This window comes from Aeromonas sp. S8(2024) (genome assembly GCF_041403085.1).
Lineage (GTDB): Bacteria > Pseudomonadota > Gammaproteobacteria > Enterobacterales > Aeromonadaceae > Aeromonas > Aeromonas dhakensis.
Genome location: NZ_JBGLRF010000011.1, coordinates 1 through 16,048 on the forward strand (window position 1 = coordinate 1; position 16,048 = coordinate 16,048).

The 16,048-nt window shown below is 65.5% G+C and carries 12 protein-coding genes and 1 pseudogene; 6 read left to right on the top strand and 7 right to left on the bottom strand.

Features of this window, described 5'->3' with window-relative positions:
- Positions 1–339: 339 nt before the first annotated feature.
- Positions 340–840, top strand: coding sequence for an NUDIX domain-containing protein (locus ACB031_RS19995; RefSeq protein ID WP_371140118.1), 501 nt, complete (start codon positions 340–342; stop codon positions 838–840).
- Positions 841–869: 29 nt separating this feature from the next.
- Here the strand turns inward: ACB031_RS19995 and ACB031_RS20000 are convergent, their stop codons facing one another.
- Together ACB031_RS20000 and ACB031_RS20005 are read right to left on the bottom strand one after the other, a co-directional pair.
- The gene (locus tag ACB031_RS20000; RefSeq protein WP_371140119.1) at positions 870–2,153 is read right to left on the bottom strand and encodes an ATP-binding protein; all 1,284 of its coding nucleotides are present in this window, start codon (positions 2,151–2,153) and stop codon (positions 870–872) included.
- The gene (locus ACB031_RS20005) at positions 2,150–2,830 is read right to left on the bottom strand and encodes a response regulator transcription factor (protein WP_211028054.1); all 681 of its coding nucleotides are present in this window, start codon (positions 2,828–2,830) and stop codon (positions 2,150–2,152) included. The genes ACB031_RS20000 and ACB031_RS20005 overlap by 4 nt, the downstream gene beginning before the upstream one ends.
- Before the next feature lie 161 nt (positions 2,831–2,991).
- On the opposite strand from ACB031_RS20005, the gene ACB031_RS20010 reads away from it, so the two are divergent.
- Positions 2,992–4,152, top strand: a complete 1,161-nt coding sequence (locus ACB031_RS20010) for an efflux RND transporter periplasmic adaptor subunit (protein ID WP_371140120.1) — start codon at positions 2,992–2,994, stop codon at positions 4,150–4,152.
- A gap of 2 nt (positions 4,153–4,154) precedes the next feature.
- A pseudogene (locus ACB031_RS20015) lies at positions 4,155–6,098 on the top strand (MacB family efflux pump subunit); the annotation flags it as partial.
- A gap of 308 nt (positions 6,099–6,406) precedes the next feature.
- Here ACB031_RS20015 and ACB031_RS20020 read toward each other — a convergent pair.
- From ACB031_RS20020 to ACB031_RS20040, 5 genes are all read right to left on the bottom strand, one after another.
- Positions 6,407–7,243 (bottom strand): transporter substrate-binding domain-containing protein, encoded by an 837-nt coding sequence (locus tag ACB031_RS20020; protein WP_371140121.1) that lies wholly within the window; start codon positions 7,241–7,243, stop codon positions 6,407–6,409.
- Positions 7,240–8,001: an amino acid ABC transporter ATP-binding protein gene (locus tag ACB031_RS20025; RefSeq protein ID WP_319906739.1), complete on the bottom strand. Its 762-nt coding sequence runs from the start codon at positions 7,999–8,001 to the stop codon at positions 7,240–7,242. Before ACB031_RS20025 ends, ACB031_RS20020 begins: the two co-directional genes overlap by 4 nt.
- Positions 7,998–8,660: an amino acid ABC transporter permease gene (locus ACB031_RS20030; RefSeq protein WP_010635061.1), complete on the bottom strand. Its 663-nt coding sequence runs from the start codon at positions 8,658–8,660 to the stop codon at positions 7,998–8,000. The genes ACB031_RS20025 and ACB031_RS20030 overlap by 4 nt, the downstream gene beginning before the upstream one ends.
- 74 nt (positions 8,661–8,734) lie before the next feature.
- On the bottom strand, positions 8,735–9,400 hold the full coding sequence (locus ACB031_RS20035; protein ID WP_252420687.1) for an amino acid ABC transporter permease: 666 nt from the start codon (positions 9,398–9,400) through the stop codon (positions 8,735–8,737).
- Positions 9,397–10,608: a threonine synthase gene (locus ACB031_RS20040; protein ID WP_010635059.1), complete on the bottom strand. Its 1,212-nt coding sequence runs from the start codon at positions 10,606–10,608 to the stop codon at positions 9,397–9,399. Before ACB031_RS20040 ends, ACB031_RS20035 begins: the two co-directional genes overlap by 4 nt.
- A 234-nt stretch (positions 10,609–10,842) precedes the next feature.
- Here ACB031_RS20040 and ACB031_RS20045 point away from each other — a divergent pair, with 234 nt between their 5' ends.
- The 3 genes from ACB031_RS20045 (at position 10,843) to ACB031_RS20055 (ending at position 16,025) form a co-directional block, all read left to right on the top strand.
- A complete protein-coding gene (locus ACB031_RS20045) occupies positions 10,843–12,990 on the top strand; it encodes a prolyl oligopeptidase family protein (RefSeq protein ID WP_010635058.1) in 2,148 nt (715 codons plus the stop codon).
- Positions 12,991–13,179: 189 nt separating this feature from the next.
- Positions 13,180–15,336 carry an AsmA family protein gene (locus ACB031_RS20050; protein WP_319906743.1) on the top strand — a complete coding sequence of 719 codons (2,157 nt, stop codon included), beginning with the start codon at positions 13,180–13,182 and terminating at the stop codon, positions 15,334–15,336.
- Positions 15,337–15,488: 152 nt separating this feature from the next.
- Positions 15,489–16,025 carry a GNAT family N-acetyltransferase gene (locus tag ACB031_RS20055; protein ID WP_010635057.1) on the top strand — a complete coding sequence of 179 codons (537 nt, stop codon included), beginning with the start codon at positions 15,489–15,491 and terminating at the stop codon, positions 16,023–16,025.
- Positions 16,026–16,048: the final 23 nt, after the last annotated feature.

Below are 16,048 nucleotides of genomic sequence, written 5' to 3' on the forward strand. Positions count from 1 at the left end.
GGGAAGGCCTTTTTGCTATCTGGCTTTTGCAAACGGGATGAGGAAACAAGAGACAACCGCCAGGGCTGCGACTTGCCACTGGCAACTCGGTCCCTGTCTGTTGTCCTTTGTCCTTTGTGCTTGAGCCGGACTCTGTCCGTCTCCCCGTCCGCTCCGCCACGAACAAGAAGCCCAGTCTAACGACTGGGCTTTTTTTCGTTTGCTTCCCTCTCTATTACCTTTTCTCCCTCTTTTATATCCCGCTGATTTATCACGTCATGGGCGTTGTGCCTCAAGGCTTTCCATCAGGGATGAGGTTCGGCATACAATGCGCCTTTGGTGTCAGATGAGAGTCCCCCTATGTTTTGTCCCCGTTGTGGTTTCGGAACGCTGCAACAGCACAGCGAGAAAGAGTTTGCCTGTGGCTGTGGTTTTCACTATTTCCAGAATGTGGCGTCGGCCGTGATGGTGGCACTGTGCTGGCAGGACGAGCTGCTGGTCGCGGTGCGGGCCCGGGATCCCGGCCGGGGCTTGCTGGATCTGCCGGGGGGCTTCGTCGATCCCGGCGAATCGCTGGAGGAAGCCTTGGTGAGGGAGCTCAAGGAGGAGCTGGGGCTGGATCTGACGGGGGAGACGCTGCGCTACCTGGGCTCCTATGCCAACGTCTATCCCTATGACGATGTGACCTATCACACCTGCGACACCGTCTTTCTGCTGGAGTTGGCGCACAAGCCTTTGGTGGCGGCGGCCGACGATGTGGCCGCCTGTGAGTGGCGCAAGCTGGCCGGCCTTGCCCCTGCCGAGTTTGCCTTTCGCTCTACCGGCGCCGCCATCAGTCAATTGCAGCGGCTGCGGGGCTAACCAGCAGCAGTGATGACTGGGCGGAGCAGCTAGCCCGGCAGGTGGAGGGTGACGATCAGGCCGCCCTCTTCGCCGTTTCTGGCGTCGACCCGCCCGCCCCGGGCCTGGATGGCCTTGCGGGTGATGGCAAGGCCCAGCCCATAGCCCTTGCCTGCGGCGGGGGAGCCGATCCGCACGAAGGGATCGAAGATGCTGGAGAGCTTGCTCTCATCCACCCCCATCCCCTGATCCGCCACCTCGATGACGAACTCGCAGCCCTGGTGCATCAGGGTCAGGTGGATGCACTGGCCTGCTTGCGAGAAGCGCAGGGCATTGCGAAGCACGTTGTCGAGGGCCCGGCGGATCAGCTCCGCCTGTCCGCAGACCGTGTACTCCCGGGTTTCATCCACCCAGGTTTTTATCTCGACCCCCATGTGCTGCGCCTCGTAGCGGGCATCGCTCACCACGGCGTCGACCAGTCCCTGCAGATCGTAATACTCCTCGCCATCCCGCTCGCCATGGCCGGCACGAGTGAGGGTCAGCAGCTCGCCGATCATCTTGTCCATGCGCTGGGTCTCGAGCTGGATCCGCTCGAGGGATCCCTCGATCCTGGCCGGATCCTGCTGGGCGAGGCCGATGGCCAGCTGCAACCTGGCAAGGGGGGATCGCAGCTCGTGGGAGACGTCATGCAACAGCTGCTCGCGGCTCTCCACCAGCAGTTGCAGCCGTTCGGCCATGGCATCGAAGTCGCGGGCCGCATCGCTGATCTCGTCGTGGCGCCGCCGCATGGCGGGGTAGAGGCGCACTGCCAGATCTCCCTGGGCGAGGCGTGCGAACCCCTGTCGGAAGCGGTTCATGGGACGGGTCAGGTGCCAGGCGAGCAGGGCACTGAAGAAGAGGCCGCCAAGCCCGCCGATCCACCACATGGGGGGCGGCATGTTGAGCCAGTTGCGATGGGGCTGGGGCGGGGCCAGCAACTGCAGCAGACCGGCGCCGTCATAGTCGAGCAGATAGCGCTGGCCATCGGCCCCCAGCAGGATGCGGCCGCCCAGCGTCGTGGCTGGCTCTGTTGTGATCGGTTCAAGCTGCAGCAGCCTTCGCTCCTGAGCCGGCCAGCTGGCCTGCAGGGCTGCGACTGCAGCCGGTCCCTGTCGCTGCAGCAGGCTGGCGGCCGCCTCCAGCTGGCGTTCGGCCAGCTGGTTGGCCATGCGCTGCTCCGGCGACCCTTCGTGGCGATAGAGGCTGAACGCCACCCACAGCAGCTGGCTCATCATGATGATGGTGAACCAGAAGCCGAACAGGATCTTCCAGAACAGGCGCCCCTTGAGGATCATGCCAGCCGGTATCCTATGCTGCGCACCGTCTCGATGCCGATGGCTTCGCCCGCGAGGGCCTGCAGCTTCTGGCGGATATTGCAGATGTGCACGTCGACGCTGCGATCATAGGGCTCGCGTGGGCGGCCCAGCCCATGCAGGGAGAGCTCATCCTTGCTGACCACCCGCTCCGGCGATCGCAGCAGCAGCTCCAGCAGGTTGAACTCGGTGGCGGTCAGCTCCAGCGGCTGCGTTTGCCAGTGGCACTGACGGGTGGCGGGGGAGAGCACCAGCTCGCCAAGGCGCAGGCCCTGCTCTTTGCCCGGATGGGCGGGGGCAGGCTCGACCCGGCGCAGCACGGCCCTCAGTCTGGCCACCAGCTCCCTCGGGTAGCAGGGCTTGGGCACATAGTCATCGGCCCCCATCTCGAGTCCGATCACCCGATCGATATTGTCCCCCTTGGCGGTGAGCATGATGACGGGGATCCGGCTGTCGCGGCGGATCTGGCGCAGCACCTCGCTGCCATTCAGATCGGGCAGCATGATGTCGAGCACCACGGCGGCATAGTTGCCGGAGAGGGCGTGCTGCACGCCGCTCTTGCCGGTCAGCACATGGGTGGTGGCAAAGCCTTCGCCGCCCAGGTATTCGCTCAGCATGGTGCCAAGCTCCAGATCATCATCCACCAGCAGGATCTTCATCGCTCTTCTCCGTCTCGGGTTGGCGCCATTTTCCCGTGTCCGTCTCCGCTTGACAGCTGCTTTTACGCAATCCTTACACTGCCCTGCAAGAGGCTTAACCGGACATTGGAGTAGATTGCCCGGGTCTGCTTCACCCTCTGTTTAAGCCAAGGATATCCGCGATGCCCCCTGTCCGTCTCCCTGCTGTTCGCCTGCTGCTGCCCGCCCTGCTGCTGGTCGGCGCCGGCTGGCTGTGGCTGCCTTCCAGGGCGGCGCCGGCTGCCGCCTATATCACGGCTTCGGTCGAGCGGCGGGATCTGGAGCAGAGCGTGCTGGCCGACGGCACCCTGCAGGCCCAGAAGCTGGTGAGTGTGGGGGCCCAGGTGTCGGGGCAAATCAAGGCGCTGCACGTGGCACTGGGGGACGAGGTGAGGCAGGGCGATCTGCTGGTCGAGATCGACGATCTCACCCAGCAGAACGCCCTCAAGGATGCCGAAGCTGCTCTCGACAACGTGCAGGCCCAGCTGGCCTCACGCCGGGCAACTTTGCGCAACAACCAGCTGGCCTTCGAGCGCCAGCGCAAGGTGCTGGCTCGGGGACTGGGCAGTCAGGCCGACTACGACAGCGCGGAGGCGACCCTGACGGCCACCCGTGCCGACATCCGGGCGTTGACGGCGCAGGCGGTGCAGGCCCGCATCGCGGTCGATACCGCCAAAGTGAACCTGGGTTACACCCGCATCGTCTCCCCCATGGCGGGCACCATAGTGGCGATCCCGGTGGAGCAGGGGCAGACGGTCAACGCGGTGCAGAGTACCCCGACCATGGTCAAGGTGGCACGGCTCGACACCATGACGGTGGAGGCGCAGATCTCGGAGGCGGACGTGATCAGGGTGAAGGCCGGCTTGCCCAGCTATTTCACCGTGCTAGGAGCGCCCGAGCAGCGCTACCAGGCCAGCCTGCGTGCCATCGAGCCCGCCCCCGACACCATCAACGACGACACGACCAGCAGCAGTTCGACCAGCACGGCCGTCTACTACAACGGCCTGTTCGAGGTGGAAAATCCGCAGCGGGCCCTGCGCATCGGCATGACGGCCCAGGTGCACATTGTGCTGGCGACCGAACGCAACGCCCTGGTGATCCCGGCCATCGCCCTGAGCGAGGGGCGGGTACAGGTGGTGGATGAGGGCGGTCGCCCCCAGTGGCGGCAGGTGAAGGTCGGCCTCAACAACAAGGTGGATGCCCAGATCCTGGACGGGTTGGCGGAGGGGGAGGCCGTGGTGGTGAGCCAGTTGACGGCCCAGCACCAGCAGAGCGGGCGGATGGGTCCGCCCATGGGGATGTGATGATGAGAGAACCACTGCTGCAACTGAGCGGTATCCGCCGCCATTTTGGCGACGGGGAGCGGCGCGTCGAGGTGCTCAAGGGCATCGACCTGACCATAGCGCGGGGCGAGATGGTGGCCATCGTCGGCGCCTCCGGCTCCGGCAAGTCGACCCTGCTCAATATTCTGGGCTGCCTCGATCAGCCGAGCGAGGGCGACTACCGGGTGGCCGGACGGGAGACGAGCCGGCTGACGGCCGATGCGCTGGCGACCCTGCGCCGCGAGCACTTCGGCTTCATCTTTCAGCGCTACCACCTGCTGGGGGATCTCAGTGCCCGCGACAACGTGGCGCTGCCCGCCCTCTATGCCGGTCTGGCTGGCGATGCGCGCAAGGCGCGGGCCGAGAGCCTGCTGCAGCGACTCGGGCTCGGCAGCCGGCTCGACTACAAGCCGAGCCAGCTCTCCGGCGGCCAGCAGCAGCGGGTCAGCATTGCCCGCGCCCTCATCAACGGCGGTCAGGTGATCCTGGCGGACGAGCCGACCGGCGCCCTCGACAGCCAGAGCGGGGCCGAGGTGCTCGGCATATTGAATGGGCTGCACCGCGAGGGGCATACGCTGGTGATCGTGACCCACGACATGGTGATCGCCGAGCAGGCCGAGCGGATCATCGAGCTGAAAGATGGCGAGGTGGTGGCCGACCGTCGTTATGAGCCGGCACAGCCGCTTCCCGCACACATTGCGTCCCGGGTCGGCGAAGGGGCTCGCGGTGGCCTGGCCGGGCGGCTCGGCGCCGCCTTCAAGATGGCGCTGCTGGCCATGCAGGCCCAGCGCATGCGCACCTTCCTCACCATGCTCGGCATCATCATCGGTATCGCCGCCGTGGTGTCTGTGGTGGCGCTCGGGCGCGGCTCCCAGCAGCAGGTGCTGGCCAACATCAACGCCATGGGCACCAGCACCCTGGAGATCTTCCCCGGCAGCGGCTTCGGTGATCGGCGGGCCGAGGCGATCCTGACCCTCAGGGTGGAGGATGCCGAGGCCCTCGCCGGGCTTGGTTATGTGCACAGCGTGACCCCCAGCCTGGCCACCAGCGTCACCCTGCGCCGGGGCAGTCAGGCGGTGCTGGGTTCGGTGAACGGGGTGGGGGAGCAGTTCTTCCAGGTGCGCGGCTATCGACTGCTGCAAGGCATGCTGTTCGATGCCACCAGCGTGGCCGACATGGCGCAGGAGGTGGTGATCGACGAGAACAGCCTGGCGCGCCTGTTTGCCGCGGGGGAGTCGCCACTCGGTCAGGTGATCCTGCTGGGTAGCCTGCCGTGCCGGGTGATCGGGGTGGTGGCCCGCAACCAGAGCGGCTTTGGCAGCGACGAGAACCTCAACGTCTGGATCCCCCACACCACGGCCATGACGCGGATGCTGGGCCAGAGCCACCTGCGCAGCATCAGCGTGCGGGTGCAGGATGAGGTGGCGCTGGCCGCCGCCGAGGATGGCATCACCCGCCTGCTGCGCGAGCGTCACGGCAGTCAGGATTTCTTCGTGCTCAACACCGACAGCATCCGTCAGGCGATCACCAGCACCAATGCCACCCTGACTCTCTTGATCGCCATGATTGCGCTCATCTCCCTGGTGGTGGGCGGCATCGGGGTGATGAACATCATGCTGGTGTCGGTGAGCGAGCGCACCTGCGAGATCGGCGTGCGGATGGCGGTGGGGGCCAGAACCGGCGACATACTGCAGCAGTTCTTGATCGAGGCGGTGCTGGTCTGCCTGCTGGGCGGGGCGGCCGGGGTGCTGCTCTCCCTGCTGGTCGGCGTCTTGTTCGAGCACTTCAGCAGCCAGTTCAGCCTGAGCTACTCCCTGGACGCCGTGCTGATGGCCTTCTTCTGCTCGAGCCTCATCGGCGTGCTGTTCGGCTTCTTCCCGGCGCGGCGGGCGGCGCGGATGGACCCCATCCACGCCCTGGAGCGGGAGTTGGCACTCTCTTCGGCGCCCGCGGCGCCACCCCATTCGCCGGCGTTGCCGAGGGCTCATCCCGCCCCCGGCGGCGCGGCGAATTGGCCGGACGGCACCCTGTGCCAGTCCGGCAGCCTGAACCGTGTCATCGACGTGACACAGCCTGCTCTGCGCGGGTTTTCAACCGGGCCCCTGGCCCGGTTCTTTTTCCCATGCGAAAAAAAGGCGCCACCCGAAGGGGACGCCTGAAAGGTCAAACCTTGCGGTTTGCGGACCAACGGAACCAAGACTTCACACACATCACACTCTCAGCACTTCTGGCAGGCTCAGCCCTGCCACTTGCCTCCTTCCACTATCACGTCGTCGGGATCGGTATCGGCGCTTAAGTGATCGCGCACATACTGGTCGTAGAGTTTCAGCAGGTACTGCTCTTCCCCCAGCTTGGCGAGACGGTCGTTGACCCAGTCCCGCAGCTCGATATTGCCCTTCTTCACCGCCGGCGCGATGGGGTCTTCCGAGCCCAGCTTCTCGGGCAGCACCCGATAGCCCGGGTTCTCCTTGGCCCAGCTGAACAGCACCAGGTTGTCCTGGGCATAGGCGTCGCCACGGCCCTGGGCCAGCGCCTGCAGGGATTCGGTGTTCTTCTCGAACTTGAGCACCTTCCACTCCGGGTGGTTGCGGGTCAGCCAGATGTCGGCCGTGGTGCCGGTGGTGACGATCAGGGTCTTGTCCGCGAGATCGTCCAGCCCCTTGGCGGCGCTCTTCTCCGGCACCAGCACCTGTACCGCCACTCGCAGGTTCGGGTTGGTGAAGTCCACCACCTGCCGCCGCTCCGGGGTCACCGTCATGTTGGCGAGGATGAGATCCACCTTGTCGCTCTGCAGGAAGGGGATGCGGCTGGCGGGCTCCACCGCCACGAACTCGACCTTGTTCTCGTTCCCCAGCAGATCCTTGGCGAAACGGCGACCGAGGTCGGTGTCAAAGCCGACGTAGTTGCCCTTCTCGTCCACATAGCCAAACGGGGGCTTGTCGGTGAAGACGCCGACGATGAGCTTGTCACGGGCCTTGATCTTGTCGAGGGAACCGTCCGCCGCATGGGAGGCGCCGCTGGCGAGACCCAGTCCCAACAAGGCACTGAACAGAACCGAGGTGATTTTTTTCATGCTGACTCCTTTCGTTTGATGACAGTTGTATAAGAAAACTTGGCGAGGAACTGGCGGGCACGCTGGCTCCTGGGATTGTCGAAAAATTGATGGGGGGCGGCCTGCTCCAGAATGTGGCCGCCGTCCATGAAGACGATGCGATCCGCCACCGCCTGGGCGAACGCCAGCTCGTGGGTGACGATGAGCAGGGTCATGCCGCTGCCGGCGAGATCGCGGATCACCTCCAGCACCTCCTGCACCATCTCGGGATCCAGCGCAGCGGTCACCTCGTCAAACAGCATCACCTGCGGGTTCATGCACAGGGCCCGCACGATGGCGATGCGCTGCTGCTGGCCACCGGAGAGCTGGCGTGGATAGTCGTGGCGCCGCTCCCACAGGCCGATGCGGGTCAGCAGCTGTTCCGCCTGCAGCAGGGCCTCGGCCCGCTCCCGCTTCTGCACCTGCAGGGGGCCGAGCAGCACGTTCTCCAGCACCGTCAGGTTGGGGAACAGGTGATAGCTCTGGAACACCATGCCGATGCGTTGTCGCAGCCGCTGCCAGTCGGTGCTGGCATCCAGCAACTCTCCGTCGAAGCGGATCTCGCCCCCCTGAATGGGTTCGAGCCCGTTGAGGGTGCGCAGCAATGTGCTCTTGCCGCAGCCGCTCGGCCCCAGGATGACGATCACTTCCCCGGCGTTCACCGTGAGGCTGACCTCATCCAGTACCCGGTGTTGGCCGAATTGTTTGCTGACAGCATTGAGCTCAAGCAGAGGTGTCATACCGCATTACCCCATTGTTGCTCCAGCCGGCGCGAGGCGAGCGAGAGCGGATAGCAGACCAGAAAAAAGAACAGGAACAGCAGAGCGTAGATGAGCAGCGAGCCATAGGTGCGCTCGATGATCTGCTGGCCCACCTTGATCACCTCCACCACCCCGATCAGCACCGCTAGCGAGCTGGTCTTGATGATGCGGGTGTAGATGTTGATGGTCGGCGGCGTCAGCCGTTGCAGCGCCTGGGGCAGCAGCACGTGGCGATAGAGCTGCCAGCGGGAGAGCCCGAGCGCCAGGCCGGCCTCCTGCTGGCCGCGGGCGAGGGATCCCAGGCCGCCGCGCACCACTTCGCCTACCTCGCTGGCGCCCCACAGGGCCAGCACCAGCACGGCACACCAGAAGGCCGGGATATCCAGGCCAAAGAAGATCGGCAGCCCGAAGAAGAAGAGGTAGAGCCAGACCAGCACGGGCACCACCCGAAACAGCTCGAGATAGAGACGCAGCAGCCCCTGCACCAACCGACCGCCCTGCTGCGCCAGCACGCCGTAACCGACCCCGCCCAGGGTGGCGAACAGGATGGCTAGCAGCGAGATGGCGAGGGTCTGGCCCGCGCCCACCGCCAGCAGCGGCAGCGCCTGCGTCAGCTGCTCAGTGACCGGACTGACCATAGCGAGCCCTCCTTTCCTGCACCTTGGTGACGAGTGATAGCGGTAGCAGGACGATCGATGCCTGCATCAGCGATTCAATGACCGAACTGACCATGTTGCAGCCTCCTTTCAACGACGCGCAGAGCGAGCGACAGCGGCAGAAAGATCAGCACGCACATCAAGGTCAGCACCGCCAGCATCTCGTAGGTCTTGTAGTAGAGGGCGATGTAGTTCCTGGTGGTGTAGAGCAGCTCCGGCACGGCCACCGCCGAGGCGACCGTGGTCTCTTTGAGCAGGAAGATGAAGTTGGCAAACAGCGCAGGCAGGCTGGCAAGCCAGGCCTGGGGCAGTTGCACGTGGCGCAGCAGCTGCCAGCGGGAGAGGCCGATGGCTCGCCCGGCCTCCAGCTGGCTGGGGGGGACAGCCTGAATGCCCGCCCGCAGCGCCTCGGTCAGGTAGCCACCGCCGAGGAAGGTCATGGCGATCACCGCCGTGGCAAAGCCCGACAGCGACAGGCCGAGCGCCGGCAGCCCGAAGTAGAGAAAGAACAGCTGGATCAAGAGCGGCGTGTTGCGGGCCAGCTCTACATAGGCGCGGATCACCCCGTTCAGCCAGGGCTTGTGCAGGCTCAGCAGGGTCACATTGAGCATCGCCACGGCGAGCGAGGTGAGGATCACGATGGCGCCGAGCTGCAGGGTGACCCAGACCGATTGGCCGAACGCCGGCAGGGTGCTGAGAACAAAGGACCAGTCGAAGCTCATGCCGGGATCCTCCCGTCGCGGCGTAGCCGCTGGGGCACGACCGTGATGGCATCCGGGTACTTGATGCCGGCACCGGTGTTGAGCACCACCACCCGCTCGCCTCCCTGGATCCAGCCCGCTTCCCGCAACTGGCGGGCGGCGGCGAAGGCGGCCGCCCCTTCCGGGCAGACGAAGCAGCCCTCCTGAGAGGCGAGCTGACGCAGCTCGCGCTGGATGGTGCCATCTTCCACCGCGATGGCGCAGCCCTCGGTGCGATAGAGGGCGTCCAGCACCAGAAAATCCCCCAGCGCCTTGGGCACATTGATGCCGAACGCCAGGGTCTGGGAGTCGGGCCAGAAGCGCGATTCGCGCTCCCCCTGCTGCCAGGCCTGGACGATGGGCGCGCAGCCGCTCGCCTGCACCGCTACCAGGCGCGGCAGCGGCCCCTGCACCCAGCCCAGCTCCTGCAATTCCCGCAGCGCCTTGTAGATGCCGATGAGGCCGACCCCGCCGCCGGTGGGGTAGAGGATCACGTCCGGCAGGGTCCAGCCGAGCTGCTCGGCGATTTCAAACCCCATGGTCTTCTTGCCCTCGATGCGATAGGGCTCCTTGAGGGTGGAGGCATCGAACAGCCCCTGCTGCACCACCGCCTCGGCCACCTGGCGACCGGCGTCGCTGATGAGGCCGTCCACCAGATAGAGGCGGGCACCGGCCAGGGCGCTCTCTAGCCGGGTGATGGCGGGGGCTGCCTGCGGCTGGACTATGGTGCTGCACAAGCCGGCGCGGGCGCCGTAGAGTGCCCAGGCCGCACCTGCGTTGCCGTTGGTGGGCATGGCGAAGTGGCTGACGCCGAGTTCGCGGGCGCGGGAGACACCGACCGCGGCGCCGCGGGCCTTGAAGGAGCCGGTGGGGGTGAGGCTCTCATCCTTCATCCAGAGATCCGGAATGCCGACCTGCTTGCCGAGACGCGGCAGCGGCAACAGCGGGGTGAAGCCTTCCCCCAGGGTGACCACCTGGGCGGGGTCGCGTACCGGCAGCAGCTCGTGGTAACGCCACAGGCTGGCGGGACGACCCAGCAGGGCGGCCGGGTGCCAGGCCTGCTTCAGGGCCTCGAGGTCGTAGCTGGCCAGCAAGGGGGCGCCGACCGGGCTCAGCTGCTGGGGCTGATCGGCATCCACCATCTCGCCGGTCTTGCTGCAACGCAGGTGTGATAGGTAGCTGTACGGCATGCTTTATCCTGAATGGCTCACGTTGGCTGGTGTCTTATTTCATCCTGTGACCCAAGTGCCGGATAACAAACAAAATAAACTGGCAAACCTAAGCGAAAAAATTCATATGACTCCGATTTCTCCGGGTTGTGGCGGTTTCCCGCTCATGTTGCCTGGTCACCCGCTGGGGGGTTGGGCCATCCGGCACTCTTTGCTAACCTGCCCGCTTCACTGAAACCGCAGGGAGCCGCATCGATGCGAGCGATTGTCAGCCTGCTGGCCCTGTCACTGCTCTGTGCGTGCAGCGGCCAGCCAACCCAAGAGGATGCCATGTCAGGGAAAACGCGCCTTCACTACCCCGTCACCCGCCAGGGTGAGCAGGTGGATCACTACTTCGGTCAGGCCGTGGCCGACCCCTATCGCTGGCTGGAGGATGATCGCAGCCCCGAGACCGAGGCCTGGGTCAAGGCCCAGAATGCCGTGACCCGGGACTACCTGGCACAGATCCCGTATCGCGCCGCCATCAAGGAGAAGCTGGCCGCCTCCTGGAACTACGCCAAGGAGGGGGCGCCGTTTCGCGAGGGGCGCTACCACTACTTCTTCAAGAACGACGGCCTGCAGAACCAGAACGTGCTGTGGCGCCAGCAGGAGGGCAAGTCGGCCGAGGTGTTCCTCGATCCCAATACCCTCAGCCCCGATGGCACCACGGCGCTGGATCAGCTGAGCTTCTCCCGCGATGGCCGCATCCTGGCCTACTCCTTGTCGCTGGCGGGCAGCGACTGGCGCGAGATCCACCTGATGGACGTGGAGAGCAAGCTGCCGCTGGAGGCGCCCCTCAAGGATGTGAAGTTCAGCGGCATCAGCTGGCTCGGCAACGAGGGCTTCTTCTACTCGAGCTACGACAAGCCCGACGGCAGCGAGCTGTCGGCCAAGACCGATCAGCACAAGGTCTATTTCCACCGGCTCGGCACGGCGCAGGAGGATGACCGGCTGGTGTTCGGCGCCATCCCGGCCCAGCACCACCGCTACGTGGGGGCGACCGTTACCGAGGATGACCGCTTCCTGCTCATCTCGGCGGCGAACTCCACCTCCGGCAACCGCCTCTATGTGAAGGATCTGAGCCAGGAGAACGCGCCGCTGTTGACGGTGCAGGGGGATCTGGACGCGGATGTGAGCCTGGTGGACAACAAGGGCGGCACCCTTTACCTGCTGACCAACCGGGACGCCCCCAACCGTCGGCTGGTGACGGTGGATGCCGCCAACCCGGGGCCGGCCCACTGGCGCGACCTTATCCCCGAGCGTCAGCAGGTGCTGACGGTGCACAGCGGCAGCGGCTATCTGTTCGCCGAATACATGGTGGATGCCACCGCCCGGGTCGAGCAGTTCGACTACGAGGGCAAACGGGTGCGCGAGGTGGCGCTGCCCGGCCTTGGCAGCGTCAGCGGCTTCAACGGCAAGCACGATGATCCCGCCCTCTACTTCGGCTTCGAAAACTATTCCCTGCCGCCCACTCTCTATCGGTTCGAGCCAAAGAGCGGCGCCATCAGCCTCTATCGCGCCTCGGCGGCGCCGTTCAAGCCGGAGGATTACGTCTCCGAGCAGCGCTTCTACCAGAGCAAGGACGGCACCCGGGTGCCGCTCATCATCAGCTACCGCAAGGGGCTGAAACTCGATGGCAGCAACCCGACCATCCTCTACGGTTATGGCGGTTTCGACGTGAGCCTGACCCCGAGCTTCAGCGTGTCGGTAGCCAACTGGCTGGATCTGGGGGGCGTCTATGCGGTGGCCAACCTGCGCGGGGGCGGCGAGTACGGTCAGGCCTGGCACCTGGCGGGCACCCAGCAGAACAAACAGAACGTGTTCGACGATTTCATCGCGGCGGCCGAGTACCTCAAGGCCGAGGGCTACACCCGCACCGATCGGTTGGCGATCCGCGGTGGCTCCAACGGCGGTCTGCTGGTGGGGGCCGTGATGACCCAGCGGCCGGATCTGATGCGGGTTGCCCTGCCAGCGGTGGGGGTGCTCGACATGCTGCGCTACCACACCTTCACCGCCGGTGCGGGCTGGGCCTATGACTACGGCACCAGCGCCGACAGCGAGGCCATGTTCGACTACTTGAAGGGCTACTCGCCGCTGCACAACGTCCGACCCGGGGTCAGCTACCCCTCGACTATGGTGACCACGGCGGATCACGACGATCGGGTGGTGCCGGCTCACTCCTTCAAGTTTGCCGCCACCCTGCAGGCCGACAATGCCGGCCCCCATCCCCAGCTCATCCGCATCGAGACCAATGCCGGGCACGGGGCGGGTACGCCGGTGGCCAAGCTGATTGAGCAGAGTGCGGACATCTATGCCTTCACCCTGTACGAGATGGGCTACCGGGAGCTGCCGCGTCAACCTTGATCCGAGCGAGACGGGCACCAGCCATCCACTATCATCAGGGCCCTGCGGGGCCCTTTTTATTGCCGCGCGTTTGAACGCCGACCTGCGACCATCCCTGTCTCGCCGCTGGCCCGTTTTGGCAGACGGGCCCCATCTGTTATCCCCCCGGTGGTATAGTCAGTCACAAGATCCGCATTCAAGGAGCCCATCGTGAAGAAGATCATCTACATCCTGCTGGGGTTGGCGCTGGCGGCAGTGGTGGCCATCACCGCCCTGGTGTCCCTCATCGACCCCAATCAGTTCAAGCCTCAGCTGGTTGAGCAGGTGCGCAAGAGCACCGGCCGCGAGCTGGTGATGGAGGGGGCGATCGGCTGGCGCTTCTGGCCGAGCCTTGGCCTCTCTCTCGAGAAGGTGGCGCTGCGCAACCCCGCCGGCTTTGCCGAGCCCGACCTGGTGCGCTTCGAGCGCGGGGAGGCCTCGGTGGGCCTGCTGCCGCTGCTCTCCCACAAGCTTGAGATAGGCAAGGTGACCCTGAGTGGTGCCCACCTGTTTATCCAGACCAAGGCTGACGGCAGCTCCAACCTGAGCGATCTCATCAAGACGACCAAACAGGGGGCGGATGCCTCGCCGGCGGGCGAGAGTCAGCCGGCTGCCCCGGCCGCCAGTGACAAGCAACCCTGGCAGATCAGCCTGCAAGGGGTGGAGCTGCAACAGGCCAGCGCCCTGCTGCAGGACGATCGCAACGGCACCGTCTCCCGCCTCGAACAACTGGACCTGAACCTGGGCCAGCTGGTGGTGGATCAGTGGGTGCCGGTGACCCTGGCCGCCAAGGGGGCCCAGGGGGTGCTGGCATTTGATCTCAAGGGGCAGGCCCAGCTCAAGCTGGCCCAGGATGAGAGCCGCAGCGAGCTCAAGGAGCTCAGCCTGGAGGGGAACCTGAAGGATCCGGTGCAGCGGCTCGACGCCTTCTCCCTCAAGGCCGATCGGCTGGCGCTGGGGGAGTGGAGCAGCCTCACGCTCAGTTTGCAGGGCGCCCAGGGGGCGGCGGACAAGCCGACCCTGGCCGGCACCCTGGAGGGCACCCTCAAGGCGCGGCTCGATGAGAACCGGCAACTGCTGGAGGTGTCGGATGCCGTGCTGGCCGCCAAGCTCAGCGGTGATGCCCTGCCACGTCCGCAACTGCAGGTGAAGCTGGCGGGCTTTGCCCGTGCCGAGCTCGACAAGCAGAACGTGACCCTGACCAACCTGGTGATGGGGGTGGATGACGCCCTGCTGAGTGGCAACGGCAGCGTGCAGCTGGGCGCCGTGCCCAGGGTGGAATTCGACCTCAAGGGGGAGAAGCTGGATCTTGACGGCTGGCTCGGTCAGCCGGCCAAGGCCGCACCCGCCGCGGCCAGTTCGGGCGCGGCAGCCCCGGCCGGGACGACGGCGCAGGCCGCCGCCCCCGCCGCCAAGGCGCTCTCCACGGCCGAACCGGATCTGACCGCCCTCAAGTCGGTGGATCTGGCCGGCCGGTTGCAGCTGGGCAGTGTGCGGTTGAAGGGACTGGATCTGAGCGCCGTCGACCTGCAGCTCGCCCTGGCCGGTGGCCAGCTCACCCTCAAGCAGTTCAGCGCCGGCGTGGCCGGTGGCAAGGTGACGGCCAGCGGCGTGCTCGATGCGCGGCAAAAGCCGGCTCGCTATCAGGCCCACAAGCGGGTACAGGGGGTCGATGTGCGGCCGCTGCTGCAGACCCTGGCCCAGACCGATCTGCTGGAGGGCAAGGGGGATCTCGAGGTCGAGGTGCAGGGGGCCGGCCTCTCCGAACTGGCGCTGCGCAGCCGGATGCAGGGCAAGGTGAACCTCAAGTTGAGCGATGGTGCCCTGCACGGCATCAACCTGGCTGAGATGATCCGCGAGGCACGGGCCACCCTGACCGGCAAGGGGGCGGATCAGGTGAAGGAGGCGCGCAAGACCGACTTCAGCGCCCTCACCGCCAGCTTCCGGATTGCCGACGGGGTCGCCCAGAGCGACGACATCCAGCTGTTCGCCCCCGCTCTGCGGGTGAAGGGGCAGGGCCAGACCGCTCTGGTGCCGGAGACCCTCGACTTCCTGTTCCTCACCTCCGTGGTGGAGAGCAGCAAGGGGCAGGGGGGCAAGGATGTGGACGAGCTTAAGGACATCACCATACCGGTGCGCATCGGCGGCCACTGGCAGGCGCCGAGTTACCGGCTCGACGTGAAGGCACTGCTCAGCAACAACAAGCTGCTGGAGGAGAAGGCCCGCAAGGAGGCCGAGCGCGGTCTCAAGAAGCTGCTGGGTGACAAGGCCGACAACGAAGGGGTGAAGGGGGTGGCCGATCAGCTGCTCAAGGGCTTGTTCAAATAGCCTAGCCCTGTTGTTTTATCGCCATGCAGAGCCCGCCCCGTGCGGGCTCTGTGCGTTTTGGCCGGGAGGCGGGGACGCGCCGGTAGTGAAAGAGAGGGGTGTTTGGACCAGATAAAGATGGTATCACTGTGGTTTTACCAAGGAGCAGATGAATGAGTCGAAGTGAAATCGCAAGAGAGATATCCCATCCGGACTGGCCGCTGGTCTGGCAGATCTACGGCAGCAGCTTTCCCCGCTACGAACAGCGCCTGCCGCAGCATCAGCAACGCAAGATGGGGGACTCCCGCTTTCACTGTCAGCTCTTTTATCAGGGCGAGCAGCTGCTCGGTTTCATCTTCTGGTGGGACTGCGGTGAGCAGATCTACATCGAGCATCTGGCCATCAACCCGGCCCTGCGCGGCCAGAACCACGGCTCACGCCTGCTTGCCGCCTTCTGCGAGACGGCGGGGCGCCCGGTCATCCTGGAGATAGACCCGCCAGAGGACGAGATTTCCCTTCGCCGGCTGCGCTTCTATCAGTCGCTGGGCTTTTGCCTGAGCGAGCATGACCACGTGCACCCGCCCTATCAGCCTGATTGCGAGGGACATGCGCTGCGGGTGCTGAGCTATCCGGCCCCGCTCGACAAGGAGGATTATCGGCGTTTCAACAAGGTGCTGGTGGAGACAGTGATGGATCACGGCCCGGCCTGAATCAGTGACAGGCACTCTATTGT